The sequence below is a fragment of the Burkholderia sp. L-4 genome, from assembly GCF_056856535.1.
In genome coordinates this window covers 871198-892537 of the sequence record NZ_JBXEOX010000003.1, presented here as the reverse complement: position 1 = coordinate 892537, position 21340 = coordinate 871198, and the positions used below count along the sequence as shown (strand labels likewise).

Genomic DNA, 21340 nt, shown 5'->3' with positions numbered 1-21340 from the left:
GAGCAGCGGTGCGTGAAGTCGCCGAAGCATGCAACGTCGGGCGGTGGCGATCAAGGGCGCAATGCGTGGTCGGGTGCGATGAGTGCATGGATCGGTGCGAGTTAAAGGGCCATATCGAAAGACCTGGCTGGCGTTCGTTTGTAGCGCCCCCGCGGCAGGAAAGCGAATGATCCGTGATGGCCGGCCGACATGTGTTCCGTCGGCGGAACCGATTCCTTCGAAGCCTCGCCGGGAAAGGGGCGCGTGCGGAGATCACACGCGACTTGAACGAGTAAACCGAAACGGTCAGACTGTCGCTGAATCCTCGGCACGGGATTCATGAAACGAATGCTGCTCGATTCAGAAGATAAATTTCGAGAAGACCGCGTCGGCCGGTATGCTTGATGCCGCTGTCCCACGGCCCGACGCCGGATATCGAGTACGGAACCTGGCGATGGAGACAACGTGTTCGCGGCTGCATCAGGGCTGCGCTGTTGATCCAGGTTGACCTGTTTCACCAAGGCCGGGAGCCTGAATTTGGCCACTCGACACTCGGGGCTGAATTTTTCGCGCGGCCGCAACCGACAGTTCACAATATGACATTACAGATTGGGATTCCTCTGGAGATAGCCACCGGCGAACGGCGCGTAGCGACCGTCCCCGAGGTGGTTGAGAAACTGATCAAGCTGGGGTTTTCGTTGGCCGTGCAAAGCGGCGCCGGGGCCGGTGCGAACTTTGACGACGACGCGTATCGTGCGGCCGGCGCGAGCATTGCCGCCACGGCGGCCGAGCTCTGGTCCGGCAGCGACATCGTGTTCAAGGTGCGCCCGCCGACGAGCGACGAAGTGGCGCTGATGCGCGAGGGCGGCACGCTGATCGGCTTCGTGTGGCCCGCGCAGAATCCCGAACTGATGGCGCAGCTGGCCGCCAGGCGCGCCACCGTGCTGGCGATCGATTCGCTGCCGCGCACGTTGTCGCGCGCGCAGAAGATGGACGCGCTCACGTCGATGGCCGGCATCAGCGGCTACCGGGCGGTGATCGAGGCCGCGCACGCGTTCGGCCGCTTCCTGAACGGCCAGGTCACGGCGGCCGGCAAGGTCCCGCCGGCCAAGGTGTTCATCGCCGGTGCCGGCGTGGCCGGTCTCGCCGCGATCGGCACGGCCGCGAGCCTCGGCGCGATCGTGCGTGCGAACGACACGCGCGCCGAAGTGGCCGACCAGGTCAAGTCGCTGGGCGGCGAGTTCGTCAAGGTCGACTACGAAGAGGAAGGCTCGGGCGGCGGCGGCTACGCGAAGGTGATGAGCGAAGGCTTCCAGCAGGCGCAGCGCGCGATGTACGCGCAGCAGGCGAAGGACGCCGACATCATCATCACGACCGCGCTGATTCCCGGCAAGCCGGCGCCGAAGCTCATCACCGCCGAGATGGTGCAGTCGATGAAGCCCGGCAGCGTGATCGTCGACATGGCGGCCGAACAGGGCGGCAACTGCGAACTCACGGTGCCCGGCGAGGCCGTCGTGCGCCATGGCGTGACGATCGTCGGCTACACGGATCTCGCGTCGCGCCTGTCGCGGCAGTCGTCGACGCTGTATGCGACCAACCTGCTGCGTGTGGTCGAGGAGCTGTGCAAGGCCAAGGACGGCACGATCAACGTCGATTTCGACGACGACGCGATCCGCGGCCTCACCGTCATCAAGGACGGCAACATCACGTGGCCGCCGCCGCCGATCAAGCAGGCGGTCGTCGCGCCGAAGCCCCCGGCGGCGCCCGCGGCGGCCGCGCCCGCGAAGTCCAAGGGCCATGGCCACAGCGGCGAGCCGATGTCGGCCAAGGCGCTCGCCATCGTGTTCGCGGTCGGCGCGCTGGCTTTCCTGGTCGTCGGCCAGTACGCGCCGGCGAGCTTCCTGTCGCACTTCACGGTGTTCGTGCTCGCGTGCTTCGTCGGCTACATGGTGATCTGGAACGTCACGCCGTCGCTGCACACGCCGCTGATGAGCGTGACCAACGCGATCTCGTCGATCATCGCGATCGGCGCGCTCGTGCAGGTCGCGCCGCCCCTCGGTGAACTGGCCAACGCGGGCGATCGCCCGTCCGGGCTGATCCTCGGCCTGGCGGTGGGCGCGCTGACGCTCACGGCCGTCAACATGTTCGGCGGCTTCGCGGTGACGCGGCGCATGCTGGCGATGTTCCGCAAATAAGGGGACGACAACAATGACTGCAAACCTGACTACCGTCTCCTATATCGGCGCCGCGATCCTGTTCATCCTCAGCCTCGGCGGGCTGGCCAACCCTGAAACCGCGCGTCGCGGCAACCTGCTCGGCATGATCGGCATGCTGATCGCCGTGCTGGCCACCGTGGCCGGCCCGCGCGTGTCGGCCGCGGGCATTCCGTACGTGGTCGCCGCGCTGGTCGTCGGCGGCGCCGTCGGCCTGTACGCCGCGAAGAAGGTGCAGATGACGCAGATGCCGGAACTGGTCGCGCTGATGCACAGCCTGGTCGGTCTCGCCGCCTGCCTGGTCGGCTTCGCGAGCTACATCGACACGTCGCTGCAGTTCACCGGCGCCGAGAAGGCCATCCACGAAGTGGAGATCTACGTCGGCATCCTGATCGGCGCGGTCACCTTCGCGGGCTCGATCATCGCGTTCGGCAAGCTGTCGGGCAAGATCGGCGGCAAGCCGCTGCTGCTGCCGGCGCGGCACTGGATGAACCTGGCCGCGCTGCTGATCGTGATCTACTTCGGCCGCGCGTTCCTGCATGCGGAAAGCATCCAGGACGGCATGCTGCCGCTCGTCGTGATGACGGTGATCTCGCTGCTGTTCGGCGTGCACATGGTGATGGCGATCGGCGGCGCGGACATGCCGGTCGTGGTGTCGATGCTCAACAGCTACTCGGGGTGGGCGGCGGCGGCCACCGGTTTCATGCTCGGCAACGACCTGCTGATCGTGATCGGCGCGCTGGTCGGCTCGTCCGGTGCGATCCTGTCGTACATCATGTGCCGTGCGATGAACCGCAACTTCATCAGCGTGATCGCGGGCGGCTTCGGCAGCGGCGCAGGCGCGCCGGCGGCAGCCGGCGGCGGCGCGCAGCCGGCCGGCGAGGCGGTCGCGGTGAGCGCGGCGGAAACGGCCGAGCTGCTGCGCGAGGCGAAGCGCGTGATCATCGTACCCGGCTATGGGATGGCGGTGGCGCAGGCCCAGCACACGGTGTTCGAGCTGACGAAGCTGCTGCGCGAAAAGGGCGTCGACGTGCGTTTCGCGATTCACCCGGTCGCGGGCCGCATGCCGGGCCACATGAACGTGCTGCTCGCCGAAGCGAAGGTGCCGTACGACATCGTGCTCGAAATGGACGAGATCAACGGCGACTTCCCGGAGGCCGACGTGTCGATGGTGATCGGCGCGAACGACATCGTGAACCCGGCGGCGCAGGACGACCCGACGAGCCCGATCGCCGGCATGCCGGTGCTGGAGGTATGGAAGGCGAAGACGTCGATCGTGATGAAGCGCAGCATGGCTTCGGGTTATGCGGGCGTCGACAATCCGCTGTTCTACAAGGACAACAACCGGATGTTGTTCGGCGACGCGAAGTCGATGCTGAGCGAGGTCTTCGGCATGCTGAAGGCCTGATGCGAGCGCGAACTTGAGTCAGTGACGGAGCGCGCGACGGCCGGCAACGCCCGGCCGTCGCCGCCAACACGTGCACCGCGGGGCGAGGCCATGCGCAAGTGCTCCGCGGTCGCCAGCGGTCCGGCCACGGCGCACGATACGTCGTGCGCGAATCGATCGACGTGATCGACCGGACGATCCGGATCATGCACGACCGGGCATGGCGTCGCTCTTCCCCGGGCACGACATCCGAAACATCCCGGGATCCCTGCCTGTCCAGGCTTGTACACGCGCCGCACTGCGCGCGCGACCGATACGCTCCCCGTTCGATTCCACGCCGCTTGCGTCATGCGTCGCGGCCGTCGATCCATTTTTGTCGCGCTGTCGTATGCAAACGATGGCGAGGCATCCGCCATTTCCAGCGCACCTTGCCGGTATTTAAATCGGTTGACAGGTTTTTTTGGATTGGATTGTGGATTACCGGCCGCCGATATTCACCGCATTCCGATACGCGCTGCAATATGCGGTGAATCTGTCGTTCAGGCCGCGCTCTCCGGCCGCACCCGTTCCGCAATCGCAACGATCCGGGTGTTCCGTGCCATGTTCCCGTCCGGCGTGCGTTACGGCGCATCGTTACGTAACGGGCGAGAGCGTTTCATCCCCGCAAACGTTAAACACGATTATTTCTATTTATTCATACCTTTTCAATTCCGGACATAGGTCATTGGTTTGTCGAGGTTTTTCTGCGTTGCAGCAAAAGAAAGGGACGCAATGGCACGGATCGTGCGTTAAATGGCACGTGCCGAAGTAGTTAATACCATAACGTTAGACCGATCATGAATCACATCCTTATTCCGATATCCGGACGCGACGCGGGGGCGAAGCGGTCGATTCCGGGCCTTCACGTGATCAATCGCGTTCATGCGCCAATCCGTTCCGGATGGCTCGGACGCGGCATTTTCATTGCCATGCCGAACCGGGCCGACACGCCATCGCGGCGACAGTGCATCGGTGCGGAGGCGTGCGCCTAGGCAATTCGCAGTCCGTTCATCGTCCCGGTTCCTTGCGGGAATCGAATCGCTCGTCCGGTAACCGCGCGTTCCACTACATATAGGAATGCGAATTTATTGATTAATTCATCGATGGACGGGTGACGTCCGGGATGAATGTTGTCGACGTATCGGGATACCGAGGGCGGAGCATGTCCGGCGTCAGCACGGACATGCTCGCAGGCGAGGCAATGGGTGCAAGGGACAGGCAGTGCCATGCGGTGTCGTGATGGGAAAGGTGGATGTTGAGGAGTACATGAGATGAGTGAAATCGAGTTGATCGACAAGGCGTGCCATGCCGATCCGGGCGTTCAGGATCGGCATCGTGTCGCCGCGGGCGCGGTGGTGCCGGTGGTTCTGGCCGGCGGGTCGGGAACCCGGCTGTGGCCGATGTCCCGCGAGCAGCACCCGAAACAACTCACGCATCTCGTCGGCGACGAAACGCTGCTCGAATCGACGCTGCGCAGGGTGAGCGGACTCGGGTCGGCATTCGGGCTGGCTGCTGCACAGGTCGTATGCGGCGACGCGCATCGGCACACCACGGTGCGGCAGCTTGCGGCCGGCGGCCTGCGGGCGCGCGTGGTCGTCGAGCCGGCGCGCCGCGATACGGCGCCCGCGATGACGCTCGCGGCAGCCCTTGCGCTGGCCGAGCACGGCGACGCCGTGCTGGTCGTCATGCCGGCCGATCACGCGATCCACGACACGTCCGGTTTCGAGCGTGCGATGGCAACCGCATTGCGTTACGCGCAGCTCGGGTGCATCGCGACGCTCGGCGTCCGGCCGACGCATGCCGATTCGGGCTTCGGTTATCTGCGTACCGGTGGCCAGGTCTCGCTGGACGGCGCCGCCGGCGGCTACACGCTCGATGCGTTCGTCGAAAAGCCCGCGCCGGAAATCGCGGCGCAGTACGTCGCGTCGGGCTCGCACTGGTGGAACAGCGGCATTTACGTGGTCCGGGCGAGTGTCTGGCTGCGCGCGATCGAGGCGCTTGCGCCGGACATTCACGCAGCGTGCGTCGCCGCGATCCGCGATGGCCGCGCGGACGACGGCTGCTTTCACCCGGCGCCGGAGCCGTTCGCCGCGAGCCCGTCGGATTCGATCGACTACGCGGTCATGGAGCGGCTGGCCGCGATGACCGAACCGCCGGTGGCCGTCGCGGTGCCGCTGGATGCAGGCTGGTCCGACCTCGGGTCGTGGGACGCCGTCTGGGCCGCGCTCGACAAGGACGAGGACGGTAACGCCGGGCGCGGACGCGTGATGTTCGAGGACGCGACTGCGTGCTATGCGCATTCGGAAGGCCGGCTCGTCGCGTGTGTCGGCGTCAGCAACGTGGCGGTGGTGGAAACGCCCGACGCCGTGCTGGTCGTGGACCGGCAGCACGTTCAGGGCGTCAGGTCGCTCGTGGCCCGGATCAAGGCCGAACATGGCGCGGAAGCCGAGACGCACCGGCTCGTGCGGCGCCCGTGGGGCTGGTACGACTCGGTCGACCGCGGCGAACGCTTCCAGGTCAAGCGGATCGTGGTGGATCCCGGCGCGCGTCTGTCGTTGCAGATGCACCATCACCGCGCCGAGCACTGGACCGTCGTGAAAGGCACCGCGACCGTCACGCGCGGCGACGAGCAATTCCTGCTCGGCGAAAACGAATCGACCTACATCCCGATCGGCGTGCGGCACCGGCTCGAGAACCCCGGGCGCTTGCCGCTGGAAATCATCGAAGTGCAGACCGGCAGCTATCTCGGCGAAGACGACATCGTGCGCTTCGACGATGCATACGGGCGCGCGTGACGGCAAATGCGGCGCCGTCGCGCGCCGCCTGGAGAAGAATCATGTTCGGAGTTCAGTCGATTGTTGCGCGCCTGTTCGATGCACTCGTCGTGGTGCTGGCGGCGGCCGCCGCGTCGCATGTGCGGTTCGATGACGATACGCTCGGCCGGTCGGACGCGATGGTCGTCCCGTTCGTCGCGATGCTGACGCTTGCCGTCTTTCCCGCATTTCAGGTGTACCAGTCGTGGCGCGGGCGGTCGTGGATCGCGATGATCAGCCGCATCAGTGCCGCATGGGTCGCGGTGCAGGCGGGCAATCTCGTGCTGCTGTTCGCGATGCATCGCGTCGATCACGTGTCGCGGCTGTGGTTCGTCTACTGGACGGCGATCGCGGGATGCGGATTCGTCGTGATCCGCCTGGCTGCCTACACGATGCTCGCGCACGTGCGGCATGCCGGCCTGAATCTTCGCAAGGTGGCGATCGTCGGCAACGGCGCGCATGCGGTGCGGGTGATCGAAACGCTCGCGCTGTCCCCTGCGAGCGGGTTCCGCCCGGTGGTGCTCCACGATCCCGCGGGCGGGGCCGGCGGCATCATCCCGGCGATCGCGGATTTCGCCGAGTTCGCCGCGGCCGTGCGCGCCGAAGCCGCGACGGAAATCTGGCTCGCGTTGCCGATCTCCGAGGAACAGACGATCCGGCGGGTCCTGAAGACGTTCGGCGACGACCTGATCAATATCCGCTTCATGCCGGACATGTGCAGCATCGCGCTGCTCGGCGGAACGATGATGGATCTCGTCGGCATGCCCGCGATCAACCTGGTGGCGTCGCCGATGTCGCATCGCGCGTTGATGCAGAAGGCGCTGTTCGATCGTGTGTTCGCGGCCGCGGCGCTCGTCGCGCTGGCGCCGCTGCTCGGGTTGATCGCGCTGGCGGTCAAGTTGTCGTCGCCGGGCCCGGTGTTGTTTACGCAGTATCGGAAGGGCGCCGATGGCCGGGTGTTCAGGATCTACAAGTTCCGCACGATGCGCGTGCACGCCGAACAGGCCGGCATCGTGCGTCAGGCCACGCGCGGCGACGCGCGCATCACGCGCATCGGCGCGTTCCTGCGCCGCACGAGCCTCGACGAGCTGCCGCAGTTCTTCAACGTGCTGCGCGGCGACATGTCGGTCGTCGGGCCGAGGCCGCACGCGATCGAGCACGACGATCTGTACCGGCCGCTCGTCGAGGGCTACATCCATCGTTACCGGATCAAGCCCGGCATCACCGGATGGGCGCAGGTCAACGGCTATCGCGGCGAAACGGATCACCTCGACAAGATGGTCGGCCGTGTGCAGCACGACCTCTATTACCTGCGCAACTGGTCCTTCGGGCTCGACATGAGGATTGTCGCCGCCACGGTGTTGAAGGGCTTCGTTCATCCGAACGCCTACTGAGCCCGGCCATGATCGAACGCATTCTGGTCGTTTGCGACGGCAATGCATGTCGCAGCCCGATGGCGAGCGCGATGCTGGCGCGCGCACTGCCGTCGGTGCACGTGCATTGCGCCGGGCTGATCGCGCTGGCCGGGCGGCCGGCCGCACAGGCCGCGATCGACGTCATGCGCGAACGCGGCTTCGACATCACGTCCCATATCGCGCAGCCGGTGCATCTCGGCCACGTGCGCGCATCGCAGCTGATTCTCGCGATGACGCTCGTGCAATGCCGCGAGATCGAGCGCCGCTATCCGTTCGCGCGGGGTCGCGTATTCCAGCTCGACCATGCGACGAAGCGCGATATCGCGGATCCCGTCGGCAAGTCGGCGGACGTGTTCGATGCGGTGGCGCATCACATCGAGCGCGCGGTCGCGTACTGGATCGCGCGGATTCCGGCGGCCATCGCACGGGGAGGCCGCTGATGCGCGCTCGCCACTTCGCGCTGCTCGCCGGCCTGGCGTGCATGTCGGCCGCGCATGGTAGCGCGCCGGCGGCGCGCCCCGCGACGAGCGCTGCGCCGAATCCGCCGCGGTGGATCACCGGTCTTGTGGACCCCGCGTCACACACGTCGAATCCCTGGCGCGGTTCGATCGCGAAGCCGGCGGTCGCATCCGGCGTCGCCGTGCCGTCGGCCGGCAATTATGCGCCGCTGCCGGTCGAGCGGCAGATGCGTGCGTTGTCGAGCGATGCGCTGGGCATGCCGACCGTGCATCGCGCGCGCAGTGCGCGACGCGTCCCGATTCGGACACCCGCCGGGGCCGGCGGCACGGCGGGCGACTGGCCGGGCATCGTGCCGCCCTGGTCCCGCTCGCCATGGTGATCGATCGGCAGGCACGGGACGGGGGCGAGACGAGTCGCGCCCTCGATCGACGTCATGAAAACAACCGCGAGCAACGCGCCACGGACGGCATGAACGACAGCGCGACAGACGAGGCAGCAATGGGTAATGCATTCGACGTGATATCGACAGGCAGCAGACGGGGCCGCGCGTTGGCGCCGCTCGTGCTGTCGGTGTTCCTGACGGCATGTGCGGTCGCACCCGGCATGCGAATGACCGGTTCGCAGGAACTGCCGGTGGCCAGCACACGTAACGGCGAGCCGGCGCGGTCGCTCGATGTGCCGATCCGGGAAATCGACGTCAACCTGCTGAAATCGATGCGCGACGACAGCGATGCGGCCGAGAACGTCGACACGCTGCTGCGCGAGCGCGCGAAGGGCGGCTATCGGATCGGCGCCGGCGACGTGCTGCAGATCACGGTGTGGGATCACCCCGAGCTGTCCGCCGCGGCGCCGACGAGCCAGTCGTCGTCGACGCAACGGCCGAGCGATCCCGTCAACGGCTTCGTCGTCGATGACACCGGGAGCGTGCAGTTTCCGTATGTCGGCACGATCGCGGTCGCGGGCCGGACGACGACCGAGGTCCGCGATGCGTTTCGCGTCGCGCTGACGAAGACCTTCCGCGATCCGCAGGTCACCGTGCGCGTGACGTCGTACCGCAGCCAGCAGGTGTACGTCGAGGGGGAAGTGCGCAATCCGGGCGGCCAGCCGATCAACGACGTGCCGATGACGCTGATCGAGGCGCTCGATCGCGCGGGCGGCCTGCAACCCACGGCCGACCGTAGCCGGATCGAGCTGATGCGCGGCGACGAGCATTACGTGCTGAATCTGTCGCAGCTCGTTGCACGACGGATCGACCCGGCCCGCATCCTGTTGCGCAACCGGGACGTGCTGCGCGTGCAGTCGCGCGAGGACAGCGGTGCATTCGTGATGGGCGAGGTCGCGAAGCCGACGCTCGCGTTGCCGCTGCGCGACGGTTCGTTGACGCTCGGCGACGCATTGCAGCAGGCCGGCAGCTTCAACAGCGGCACCGCCGACACCGCGCAGGTCTATGTGATTCGCGGTCGCGGCTCGAGCACGCCCGATGTGTTTCATCTCGACGCGAAGTCGCCGGTCGCGATGGTGCTCGCGAACGACTTCAGGCTCGCGCCGAAGGACGTCGTCTACGTCGACGGCAACGGCCTCGTCCGACTCAGCCGCGTGCTGTCGTTGCTGCTGCCCGCCATCAATGCCGGCATGACCGGCGCGCTGGTCGCGAAATGAACCGCCGGAACCCGATAGACACTGGATTTGCCATGACCGACCCTTCCGAAGCACGGCTGTACGACGCGGCGTTGTACGACGAGGCCCCCCTTTCGTCGTACGTCGACATCGTGCTGGCACGGTGGCGGCTGGTACTCGGCATCGCGGCCGGCGTGTTCCTGCTGGGGCTGCTGTACGTCGTGTTCGCGACGCCGATCTACCGGGTCGACGCGACGATCCAGGTCAACGAATCGACGACGGCCGGCAATTCGCCGCTGCACGACATCGCGGCATTGCTCGACAACGGCAGCACGACCGCCGCCGAACTCGAACTCGTGCGCGCGCGCATGGTGATCGACCAGGTCGTGTCGAAGCAGCATCTCAACATCATCGCCGAACCGCGCTATTTCCCGTTGATCGGCCGCTGGGTCGCACGCCGCTACCGGGACGACGGCGTGGCGCCGCCGCTGTGGGGGTTGTCGCGGTTTGCATGGGGCGGCGAGCGGTTCAACGTCGCCGCGTTCGGGACGGTCGGCAAGAAGAGCCACGACGGCATCGACGTGCTGGACGGGATCGGGTTCACCGTGACAGCCGAAGGCGGCGGTCGCTACGTGCTTCGGGACGAGGACGACGACGTCGTGCTGAAGGGCGCGGTGGGCGTGCCGGCGCACGGGGCGTTCAAGGGACAGCCGCTGACGCTGCTGGTCGCGGATCTCGATGCCCGCCCGGGCACGGTGCTGCGGCTCAAGCGCATCCCGCAGCTCGAGGCGGTGTCGCAACTCCAGGACGATCTGACCGTCGAGGAGAAGGCCAAGCAGTCCGGCATCCTGTCCGTCACGCTCGAGGGTGACGACAAGGCGCGCATCCGGGAAATCCTGAAGGCCGTGGTCGACGGTTATGTCGCGCAGAACCGCGATTACCGGAGCGAGGAGGCCGCCGCGACGCTGAAATCGCTCGAGGCCAGCATGCCGACGGTCGAGAAGACGCTGAAGGATGCCGAGGAACGGTACGCGGCATTTCGTTCGCGTACGCGCACGGTCGACCTCGACGAACAGGGCAAGTTGCTGCTCGGTCAGGAAGTGGACATCGAGACGCGCACGCTCGAACTCAAGCAGAAGCGCGTCGACCTGATCGCGCGATTCGCCGATGGCCATCCGGCCGTGCAGGCCCTCGACGCCAACCTCGCGGAACTGGCGGGCAAGGCACAGGAACTGAAGGCGCTCGAAGCAAGGTTGCCGGGTACGGAGCGGGAAGGTCTCGCGGTGCTGCGCGACGTGCGCGTCAACACCGAGCTGTACACCAACCTGTTGAATACCGCGCAACAGCTCAAGATCGCCCGGCAAAGCGAGATCGGCAACGTGCGGGCCGTCGACGAGCCGGTGCTGCCGGTGAAGCCGGTCAAGCCCAAGCGCCTGCTGCTGGTCGCGCTGTCGCTGTGTGTCGGGCTCGCTCTGGGCGTGGCTGCCCCGTTCGCGCAACGCGCGGTTTGGGGGCGCGTCGAGCACTCCGAGCACCTCGAGCAGGCGCTGGGCGTGCCGGTCTATGCGGTGGTCCCGCACAGCCGCGAGCAGCGACGCCTGGTGCGAAGCCAGCAACGCGCGGCCCAGGGCGCGCATGTGCTCGCGTCGGAAATTCCCGAGGACGTGACCGTCGACGCGATCCGCAGCCTGCGCACGACGCTGCAGTTCACGCTGTCCGAGTCGGGGCACCACGTGATCATGGTCACGAGCCCGCAGCCCAATGCGGGCAAATCGTTCCTTTGCGCGAACCTGGCGTCGCTGTTCGCTTCGGGCGGCAAGCGCGTGCTGCTGATCGACGCGGATATCCGCCGCGGCCAGGCGCACCGTCACTTCGGCTTGCAACCGGCGCCGGGCCTGCCCGACGCGATCGCGAGCGGCACGCTCGAGCGCGGCGTGCAGCGTTCGGCAATCGCCGGCGTCGATGTGCTGGCGCGCGGTGCGGTTGCGCGCACCTCGGAGCTGTTCACCGACGGCCGCTTCAAGGGGCTGCTCGACACGGCGTCGCGGCTCTACGACATCGTTATCGTCGATACGGCGCCGATCCTCGCGCTGCACGACGCGGCGTCCATCGGCCGCCACGGCGCGACGACGCTGCTGTGCGTCCGGCATGGCCGCAGTTCGATGCCGGAGATCCGCGAGGCCGAACGTCGCCTGCGCAACGCGGGCATCGCGATCAGCGGCGTCGTGCTGAACGACGTGCCGCGGCGTCAGGCCGTCTACGGTGCGTATGGCGAAGGGAACTACGCGTATGAAACCGAGCACTGAGCCCGCGCTGCGCGACCTTGCGCCGCGCGCCGCGAACGGCCATGCGTGGTCCGGCGGCGAGCGGCTCGGCGCGCGCACCGTGCGCGGCCTGGCATGGGCGCTGGTGCAGGCCTGGGGCGGCAAGCTCGTCACGCTCGTCACGTACCTGCTGGTCGCGCGCTGGCTCGGCCCGGCCGACGTCGGGCTCGCGGCGGCCGTCACGCTGTCGCTGTCGCTGGTCCTGATGATCGCCGAGGGCGGGCTGGGCGACGCGGTGGTGCAGCGCGCGACGCTCGACGACGACGATCTCGAATGGCCGTTCGTGTTGTCGATCGCGATGGCCGTCGTGCTCGCGGCCGTGCTGTTCGCCATGGCCGGGCATGTCGAGACCTGGCTGGGCGTACCGGGCCTCGCGCCTTACCTGCGGGTGGCCTGCGTATTCGTCCCGATCGGCTCGGCCAGTTCGTTCCAGGAGGGACTGTACAAGCGGCGGCTGGATTTCCGCACGCTGGCGATGCGTCAACTCGTGGCGGTGAGCGTCGCGGGCGCCGTGGCGGTCGCGCTGGCGGTGGCGGGTGCCGGTGCGTGGAGCCTGATCGCGCAGGCGGCGACCTTCATGACGATGTCCGCGTTCTGGCTCTGGCGCAAACCGGTCTGGCGTCCGCGCGGCCGGCGCAACGCGTCGACTTTCTGGCCCATCGCGCGCTTCGGCGGCCACGTCGTCGCGGCGCGGCTGATCGACTGGTGGGCGACGCGCACCGTCGACCTGATCGTCGTCGCGCTGTACGGCGCGGCCGGGCTGGGCATCTACGCGATCGGCGCGCGGCTCTACCAGACGGCGCTGGAACTGCTGTGCCGCGCCGCGACCGACGTCGCGCTCGCGGTGCTGTCGCGCGTCGCGCACGACGCCGGGAAAATGGCGGCCACCTACCTCGACGTCACGGGGCTGGCCGCGATGGCCGCGGCGCCGCTGTTCGTGCTGATGGCCGTCATGAGCCGCGACATCACCATCGTGCTGTTCGGCGCGCGCTGGGCCGACAGTGCCGCGGTCATGACGCCGCTGATGGCGCTCGGCGCAGTCCAGACGGTCCAGTTCGTCAACGGCGCATTCCTGTCGGCGCGCGGCCGCCCCGGCGTCACGATGTGGCTGACGGTCGTCAAGCTCGTGCTGGTGCTGGGCGCGATGCTGTGTCTGCCGTCGCACGATGTCGCCGGGCTGGCGTGGCTGTACGTCGGTGCGGTGCTGTTCATCACGCCGCTCAGCTTCGGCGCCGTCGTCGTCGAACTGTCGGTCGACCCGGGCCGCCTGCTGGGACGGCTCGTGCCGCCCTATCTGATCGCGCTCGGCTGCGCGCTGCTCGTCTCGCGGCTCGGCGCATGGCTCGGCGGCGTGCCGGTCATGGCCCGGTTGGTCCTGCTGATCGTCTGCTTCGTCGCCGCGTATGCCGGCGCGACCTGGATGCTGCGTCGTCAGGCCGCCCGGCAAACCGTGTCGATGCTGATCGCGTTGCGCGATGCGAGGAAAGCGGCATGAACGGCCTCGTCCGGCAGGTGCCGCGGCAGCATGCGGCGTCGCCCGGTGCGGCGCCGGCCGCGCCGCGCGCGCGCTTCGATCTCGCGGATGCCGTGCTGCTCGTGCTGCTGCTGCTGAACGCGATCCAGTTCCTGAAGATCGGCGGCGCGCAACTCGGCCAGCTGTTCGCGGTGCTCGTGCTGCCGGTGCTGCTGGTGCGGCGCCGGATCCCCGTCGGCGCATGGGAAATCTGGACCTTCACGCTGTTCGTCGGCGCCGCGCTGTCGACGACGTTCCTGTCCGGCTATCCGCACTTCAAGGCGGCCGAGCAGATCGTGAAATTCGTGTTCGTGATGCCGGCGTTCTATCTGATCGGCCGTTACTACGGCGCACGGGCGCGCCAGCGGCCGCTGCCGTTCGGTTATGTCGCGATCACGGGATTCCTGGCGTTCCAGTATGCGCTGCAGCACTTCGACGTCCCGGTGCTGTACGAGAAAGTCGATTTCATGCAGAACGCGATTCACGGTTCGTTCAAGGAGCGGAACTGGTTCGCCGCGTTCTTCTTCCTGAGCGCCTATGCATGTTTCCTGCAGTCGCCGCGCCGCATTCCCGACGTCGTGAAGTTCGTGGTGCTCGCACTGGTCGTGACGCTGCTGAGCGAATCGAAGACGGTGCTGATCGCGTGCGCGATCGTGATCCTGTTCCAGGTGCGCGGCTACTTCTTCGCGAAAGCGCTGACGATGGCCGCCGGCGCCGGGTTCTATCTGTACATGTTCACGCGCGAGCTGACCGGCGACCAGTTGCAGGTCCGCCTGCAGCAGGAGCGCGGGCTGGCCTTCACGGAATCGATCAAGCTGGTCGGCCGCGACTGGATCGGTCACGGCTTCGGCTTCGTCGAACACTACTTCTCGCACTCGGCCGTCGCCGTGCGCGGGCTCGGCGAGGGCACGAGCGCCGTCTTCTGCGCGCCGCTGGACCTGATGCTGGTCGCCGGCCCGATCGGGCTGCTCGCGTGGGCGGTGTTCTTCGGCGGCCTCGGCCAGGGCCGGCGCGCGATGGTCATGCTGGCGCCGATCGCCGCCTGGTCGCTGATCAACCCGATGCACCAGAGCGAAACGTCGTACCTGTTCATCGGCTACCTCGCGTCGTTCGCCCTCGCTCCTCGGGCGGCACCCCGCAAAGCACGCACCGCGCCGCGCGTCGCGCGGCCCCGATCCTTTTTTCCGTCCGGGTCTATTCGATGAAATTCTCCCTCATCATGGCGACGCTCGGCCGCAGCGACGAGATCGAGCGCATGTTCGACTCGCTGCTGCTGCAGGCCTATGCCGACCTCGAAGTCATCGTCGTCGACCAGAATCCGGACGATCGCGTCGAGCGGATCGTCGACCGGTATCGCGACCGGCTGACCATCGTCCACCTGCGATCGGAGAAGGGCAAGTCGCGTGCGACGAACGTCGGGCTGAAGGCCGTGACGGGCGACGTGGTCGGCTTTCCCGACGACGACTGCTGGTATCGGCCCGGGATGCTCCATGCGGTCGCGGCGCGCCTGTCGGCCGACAGCACGATCGACGGCATGACCGGGATGAGCGTCGACGCCGCGGGCAGGCCGTCGCAAGGACGATGGGCGACGTCGGCGCAGACCGTGAACCGTTTCAACGTGTGGGTGTGCGCGACGTCGTACACGATCTTCCTGCGCCGGACTGCCGTCGCCGCGGCGGGGCAGTTCGACGTCGACCTGGGCGTCGGCGCGACCTCGCGCTGGGGCGCGGGGGAAGAGGTGGATTTCCTGGTCCGCGCGTTGCGGGCCGGATGCCGGATCGACTACGACCCGCACCTGCGCGTGCATCATCCCGAGCCGCTGGCCGTGCTCGACGAGCATGCGTATGCGCGCGGACGACGCTACAACCGCGGGTTCGGGCACGTGCTGCGCATCAATCGCTATCCGCTCGCGTACGTCCTCTACATGATCGCGCGGCCCGTGGCCGGCTGCGTGCTGTCGTGCGCGCGCCGCAATCCCCGCCGGGCGAAGTACTACTGGATCGCCGCATCGCATCGGCTGCTGGGCTGGATGGACTGAACGATGAGCACGATCCTCTCCCCGTCGACGGACAGCGCCGATCGCGCCGGTCGCGTCGAGCGCGCACCGCTCACGGTCTACACCGACACGCGCTGGCCGGTCGGCACCGGCATCCACAACGTGATGGCGGCCTATGCCGAGCGTGCACCGTCGACCGTGCGCATCGCGCCGCTGACGGTCGGCGGCGGTGTCGCGCATCCGTTGTCGCCGCTGGCGTTGAGCCGGGCGCTGCGGCGGCTGCCGGCCCGCAATGCAGTGTTCTGGAATCCCGGGTTCGTTCCGGCCACGTTGCCCGATTTCCCGTCGGTCGTCGTCGTGCACGACCTCACGCATCGCCATTTCTATACGCGCGCGCACCGCTTCTACTACGACACGATCCTCCGGCCGCTGTACCGGCGTTGCACGGCGATCGTCTGCGTGTCCGAGTTCACGCGCGACGAATTCCTGCGCTGGTCGGGCATGCCGCCCGAGCGCGTTCACGCGATCCACAACGGCACCGACGACGCGTACCGGCGCAATCGCGACACGCTCGGCTATCCATTTCCGTACGTGCTGTATCCGGGCAACCGGCGCAACTACAAGAACCTGCACCGGCTGATCGAGGCGTTCGGCGCGAGCGGGCTGTTGCCGCTCGGCGTGCGCCTGATGCTGACCGGCGAACCCGACCCGGCGCTGCTTGCGCATGCCGCGCAGCACCGGTGCGCCGACGGGCTCGTGTTCGCGGGGGTCCTGCCGAACGATGCGATGCCGAAGCTGTACCGTGGCGCGCTGTTCGTCGCGTTCGTATCGCAGTACGAAGGTTTCGGCTTGCCGATTCTCGAGGCGATGGCGTCCGACGTGCCCGTGCTGACGTCGATCGTGTCGGCGATGCCGGAAGTGGCAGGGGCCGCCGCGATGCTCGTCAATCCGCTGTCGGTCGTCGACATCGCGGTCGCGATGCGCCGGCTCGGCACGGAGGCCGCATCGCGCGACGCGCTCGTCGCGCGGGGCCGGGAGCAGATCCACCGGTTCGACTGGAACGCATCGGCGAGCAAGTTCTGGCGGCTCGTCGAGCAGGTCGGCGCGTCGGCATGACGCGCCCGTCAATCAACAGAGCCGGGCAAACCGGCCGACACCATCAATCACGGCGCGGGGGTATCACGATGGAAACGGAAGGAAGAATCAGCGTCATCGTCGTCAATTACGGCACGCCCGACCTGACGATACGATGCGTGGCGTCATTGACGTCGTTACGCGTCGCGTTTGCCGACGATATCGTCGTCGTCGAGAATGCGTCGCCGGACGACTCGTATGCGCGGTTGCGACGCGAACTGCCGCACGGCGTGAGGCTGTTGCGTGCCGCATGCAATCGCGGTTTCGGGTCGGGTGTGAACTTCGGCATGGCCGCCTGCCGGCGCGACTACGTGCTGGTGGTCAATCCCGATACGCGTTTCAGCGAGAACGGGCTGGCCAGGGTGCTGGACCTGCTCGACGCGCGCCCGGAGGCCGGGCTCGTCGGGCTCGATCTGCAGTATCCCGACGGCCGCCGCCAGTATTCGGCACGACGGTTCTACAGCTGGCTCGACATCCTGGCGCGCCGCACCGCGCTCGGCCGCTCGAACCGCTTCCGCGCGCGGATGGCTCGGCATCTGATGATCGATGCCTGGTCGTGCGGCAGCCCGTTCGACGCCGAATGGGTGATGGGAACGGGGTTCGTGGTGCGACGCGACCTGTTCGAGTCGCTCGGCGGCATGGACGAATCGTATTTCCTCTACATGGAGGATGTCGATCTGTGCGCACGGACCTGGCTTGCCGGTTATCGCGTGCTCGGCATGCCGGGCGTCACGCTCGTGCACGAGCATCAGCGGCAGTCGGCGGCGAGCCCCGTCTCCCGTGCGGGACGCCATCATCTGCGCAGTCTGTGGCGGTTCTATCGCAAATTCCACGTGCCGTTGTCGTTGCCGCCCGGCGTGTCGCGGATCGCCCGGCAATGACGCCAGTCCGTCCGTCTCGCGTCGTCCGGTGTGCCGTGGCCGCCGCGCTGTACGCGCTGGTCATGCACGGCGCGGATGGCGCGCAGCCCGTGCCGCCGGCGTCGCGCGTGCTGCTCGCGCGGGACGGCGTCGCGCGCTACGGCGTGCGCGCCGGTGCGGCGGATGCCGTCACACGGCACGCGGCCGACGAGATTGCCGACTACCTGTCGCGCATCAGCGGCGCGTCGTTCGCCGTGTCGGACGACGGCCAGGACCGGACACCCGCGATCGTCGTCGGCGGCGAGCATGCGGCGCAACGATGCGGGCCGGCCAACGCGGCGGGGCTCGGCAGCGACGGCTTCGTCGTCTGCCGCAGCGGCGCCGACCTCGTCATCGCCGGTGGGACGCCGCGCGGCACGCTGTTCGGCGCGTACTGGTGGCTCGACCGCAAGCTCGGCGTGAAGTGGCTCGCGCCCGATGCAACCGAAGTGCCCCGGCAGGCGGAACTGCGGGTCGATGCGGCACCGGTGCGACAGGTTCCGCGCTTCGCGTATCGCGAGGTATTGAGTGCGGAAAGCGAGGACAAGCCGTTTCGCGCGCATAACCTGCTGAATGGCGAGTCGCACGGGACGTCGTACCGCGCGTCCCCGCCCGGGATCGACATGTGGGATCGCAGCTGGCTCGCGCGGGATGGCGACGCCGACTTCTGGACGCTCGTGCCGCGCGACCGCTACGCGGCCGCTCACCCGTCCTGGTATGCGGGCGGGCAACTCGCGATGATGTCGGCCGACGTCCGCGCCACCATGGCCGCCGAGATCGTGAAGCGGCTGAAGCGTTTGCCCGATCCGGGCAGCATCTGGTTCGGCATCCGCGACATGGACTGGGGCTGGGACCCCGATCAGGCGAGTCGCGCGTTCGCCGATACGCACGGCGGCGCGCTGTCGGCCGCGTTTCTCGACATGGTGCGGGACGTGTCGGCGCAGGTCCGGGCCGCGGTGCCGGGCGCGCGTTTCGCGATGCCGGCCTATCACTGGGGCTTCACGCCGCCGGACGGCATGCAGGTGCCGGATCACGTCCGCGTCTATCCGATGACGATCCAGGTCGACTACAGCGTCGCGCTGAACGAGGACCGCAACGCGCGGCTGCGCGACGGCCTGAAGCAATGGAACCAGATCGCGCGGCACGTCACCGTCTGGGATCACGTCGTGAACTTCGGCGGCTACCTGCAGCCGACGCCGAATCTCTATCCGGTCGGCCGCAGCATTGCGTGGCTCGCCACGTTGCCGAACGTCGACGGCTACTTCGCGGAGGGCGACTGGCAGTCGCGCGGCGGCGAATTCGCGAGCCTGCGCGTGTGGCTGATCGCACGGATGCTGTGGACGCCGACGGCGGACCCGCGTGCGCTCGTCCGCGAATATTGCGACGCCTACTACGGTGCGGCGGCCCCGGCCGTCATGCGCTATATCGACCGCATGCATGCGGCGCTGCGCGCGAGCGGCGACGTGCTCGCCGAGCAGACGCCGGTCGGCATGTCGATGTACACGTACGACTTCGTTCGCGAGGCGGAACGTGATTTCGACGCGGCCGCCCGTGCCGTCGACGGCGACGCCGTGCGCGGCGCGCGCGTGCGACAGGCGCGCGTGCCGCTCGATTTTGTGATCCTGGCCCTGCGCGAGCGCTACGCGGCGCGCGCCGCGAAGGACGGCTGGGACCTCGACGTCGGCGCGCGACGCGCCCGTCTCGACGCGGCGATCGCGGCAGCAGGCATTCGTCAGTATCGGCAAAGCGGCAATCTCGCGGCACTCGGCGCGTTGCTCGATATCGACCGGCATCCCGTCGTCGCGCCGCCGCTCGTGGCGGGTCTGGCCGACGGCGACTGGCGCGCGATCGACGTGTCGCGCGTGAACCTCTACGACAGCGCGCGTTTGGTGGCCGATCCGGGTTCGCTCGACGGCGCCGCGATCGCGATGCGCGGCGATTCGGGCGCATGGGCGGTCCAGCTCAAGCTCGACAAGCTGCCGCGCGACGGGCGCTGGGATCTCTACGCATCGGTGCGCGTGCCGGAAGGCGGCGGGGCAGGCGCGGCCGCCGTGCGCGTCGGCGCGTACCCGCCGATGACGCTGCGCACCGACACGCCGGCGCGCACGCTCGACGACGCGCGATTCCGGTGGCTGCCCGTGCCGGGCGGCCCGTTCAGGTACGACGCCGATCACGAGAAAGGCATCTATGTCCACGGCGTCGGCTTCGCGCGAGGACAGTCCGTGCGCGTGGGGGCGTTCGTCGCCATTCGTCACCGTGCGCCGGATGACACGCCGCCGCCCGCTCCGCTTCAAGGAAACGCTTCATGAAAGTCGCCATCGTTTCGCCGATTCCGCTGTTTCCCGTCAACGCGGGCAATCGCAGTCGCGTCCTGAATCTCGCGCGGGCGGTGAGGTCGCTCGGCTGCGATGTGCATTTCGTCTATCTGGAATCGCGCCAGACGGGCGGCATGGATCTCGACGCGCATCGCGAGGAGTTCGGCGCGGACCGCGTGTCGGTATTGCGTCGCGCGGGCCTGGCGCTGGCGCGCTATCGGTTCAAGCGGGTCGCGTGGCTTGCGCGTCGCCTCGCCGCGAAAGCGGCCGGCAGCCGGCATGCGTATTACACGGGGCTCGACGAGCTGTTCAGCGACAGCTTCTCCGCGCAGTTGCGCGCGCTGCAGCACCGCCACGCGTTTGACGCCGTGTTCGTCGAATACGTGTTCTATTCGCGTGCGCTCGATGCGTTTCCCGATTCGGTCGTGAAGGTCGTCGACACGCACGACATCTTCGCGGACCGGCACGTGCCGTTTATCGGCCGCCCCGGTGCGAAGCGCTACATGTTTTCGATTCCGCCGGAACGGGAATGCGACGGATTGCGCCGTGCGCATGTCGCGCTGGCGATCCAGGCCGAGGAGGGCGACGCGCTGACGGCACGCCTCGGCGGCGGCGACACGCCGTCGGTCGCGGTCCTCAGTCACCTGCTCGCGTTTCCGCCGCAGGTGGACTGCGCCGGGCATGCCGACGCGACCTTTCTCGGCAGCGACAACCAGCCGAACCGCGACGCCGTGAAGTACTTCGTCGACGAGATCCTGCCGCATGTCGTGGCGCGGCTGCCGGCATTTCGCCTGCATCTCGCCGGCACGATCGCGGCGGCCGTGCCGGACGGTCCGCACCTCGTCAAGCGCGGCACCGTCGCCGAGCTGGGCGACGCGTTCGCGATCGCGCCGATCTCGATCAATCCGATGCTGCTCGGCACCGGCATCAACATCAAGCTGCTCGAGAGCATGGCGCTCGGCGTGCCGATCGTCAGCACGCGGACCGGCGCGCGCGGCCTAGGCGAACAGGACCTGCGCGGTGTGACCGTCGTGCGGGACGGCGATCCGCAGGGCTTCTCGGATGCGGTCGTCCGGCTCGCGACGGACCGCGCGCAGCGTGTCGCGCAGGGGGCCGCCGCACGCGCCGCCGCGCTGGCCTGGCACGAAACGCAGCTGGATGTCCTGCGCGAGACGCTCCGGCGGCGGCCGGTTGCAGCGCACGCGTGACGGATGCATCCATCGAAACCATCGAACCA

General features: G+C 67.9%; 15 protein-coding genes. All 15 read left to right on the top strand.

Annotated elements, in window-relative coordinates; all coding sequences use genetic code 11:
* Nucleotides 1-575 precede the first annotated feature (575 nt).
* The 15 genes from AC1VVG_RS34495 (at nt 576) to AC1VVG_RS34425 (ending at nt 21311) form a co-directional block, all read left to right on the top strand.
* Nucleotides 576-2174: a Re/Si-specific NAD(P)(+) transhydrogenase subunit alpha gene (locus AC1VVG_RS34495; RefSeq protein WP_482837602.1), complete on the top strand. Its 1599-nt coding sequence runs from the start codon at nt 576-578 to the stop codon at nt 2172-2174.
* 13 nt (nt 2175-2187) lie between these two features.
* A complete protein-coding gene (pntB, locus tag AC1VVG_RS34490; protein ID WP_049035769.1) occupies nt 2188-3600 on the top strand; it encodes a Re/Si-specific NAD(P)(+) transhydrogenase subunit beta in 1413 nt (470 codons plus the stop codon).
* Nucleotides 3601-4889: 1289 nt separating this feature from the next.
* Nucleotides 4890-6413, top strand: coding sequence for a mannose-1-phosphate guanylyltransferase/mannose-6-phosphate isomerase (locus tag AC1VVG_RS34485; RefSeq protein ID WP_069706599.1), 1524 nt, complete (start codon nt 4890-4892; stop codon nt 6411-6413).
* 41 nt (nt 6414-6454) lie between these two features.
* A complete protein-coding gene (locus tag AC1VVG_RS34480; RefSeq protein WP_034190961.1) occupies nt 6455-7825 on the top strand; it encodes an undecaprenyl-phosphate glucose phosphotransferase in 1371 nt (456 codons plus the stop codon).
* Between the two features lie 8 nt (nt 7826-7833).
* Nucleotides 7834-8286 (top strand): arsenate reductase/protein-tyrosine-phosphatase family protein, encoded by a 453-nt coding sequence (locus AC1VVG_RS34475; RefSeq protein WP_059557916.1) that lies wholly within the window; start codon nt 7834-7836, stop codon nt 8284-8286.
* Complete coding sequence (locus AC1VVG_RS34470; protein WP_034190963.1) at nt 8286-8684, top strand: hypothetical protein; 399 nt, start codon at nt 8286-8288, stop codon at nt 8682-8684. The genes AC1VVG_RS34475 and AC1VVG_RS34470 overlap by 1 nt, the downstream gene beginning before the upstream one ends.
* A gap of 119 nt (nt 8685-8803) precedes the next feature.
* Nucleotides 8804-9964 carry a polysaccharide biosynthesis/export family protein gene (locus AC1VVG_RS34465; RefSeq protein WP_059558007.1) on the top strand — a complete coding sequence of 387 codons (1161 nt, stop codon included), beginning with the start codon at nt 8804-8806 and terminating at the stop codon, nt 9962-9964.
* A 32-nt stretch (nt 9965-9996) separates the two neighbouring features.
* A complete protein-coding gene (locus tag AC1VVG_RS34460) occupies nt 9997-12228 on the top strand; it encodes a polysaccharide biosynthesis tyrosine autokinase (protein ID WP_059557913.1) in 2232 nt (743 codons plus the stop codon).
* On the top strand, nt 12212-13741 hold the full coding sequence (locus AC1VVG_RS34455) for an oligosaccharide flippase family protein (protein ID WP_049036127.1): 1530 nt from the start codon (nt 12212-12214) through the stop codon (nt 13739-13741). Before AC1VVG_RS34460 ends, AC1VVG_RS34455 begins: the two co-directional genes overlap by 17 nt.
* Nucleotides 13738-14964, top strand: a complete 1227-nt coding sequence (locus tag AC1VVG_RS34450) for a hypothetical protein (RefSeq protein ID WP_059557911.1) — start codon at nt 13738-13740, stop codon at nt 14962-14964. Before AC1VVG_RS34455 ends, AC1VVG_RS34450 begins: the two co-directional genes overlap by 4 nt.
* The gene (locus tag AC1VVG_RS34445) at nt 14961-15797 is read left to right on the top strand and encodes a glycosyltransferase family 2 protein (RefSeq protein ID WP_034190966.1); all 837 of its coding nucleotides are present in this window, start codon (nt 14961-14963) and stop codon (nt 15795-15797) included. The genes AC1VVG_RS34450 and AC1VVG_RS34445 overlap by 4 nt, the downstream gene beginning before the upstream one ends.
* A 3-nt stretch (nt 15798-15800) precedes the next feature.
* Nucleotides 15801-16871 (top strand): glycosyltransferase family 4 protein, encoded by a 1071-nt coding sequence (locus AC1VVG_RS34440; RefSeq protein WP_049036126.1) that lies wholly within the window; start codon nt 15801-15803, stop codon nt 16869-16871.
* Nucleotides 16872-16939: 68 nt separating this feature from the next.
* The gene (locus AC1VVG_RS34435; protein ID WP_034190967.1) at nt 16940-17770 is read left to right on the top strand and encodes a glycosyltransferase family 2 protein; all 831 of its coding nucleotides are present in this window, start codon (nt 16940-16942) and stop codon (nt 17768-17770) included.
* Nucleotides 17767-20097, top strand: a complete 2331-nt coding sequence (locus AC1VVG_RS34430) for a DUF4838 domain-containing protein (protein ID WP_482837601.1) — start codon at nt 17767-17769, stop codon at nt 20095-20097. Before AC1VVG_RS34435 ends, AC1VVG_RS34430 begins: the two co-directional genes overlap by 4 nt.
* Nucleotides 20094-21311, top strand: coding sequence for a glycosyltransferase (locus AC1VVG_RS34425; RefSeq protein ID WP_063851157.1), 1218 nt, complete (start codon nt 20094-20096; stop codon nt 21309-21311). Before AC1VVG_RS34430 ends, AC1VVG_RS34425 begins: the two co-directional genes overlap by 4 nt.
* The last annotated feature ends 29 nt before the right edge of the window (nt 21312-21340 follow it).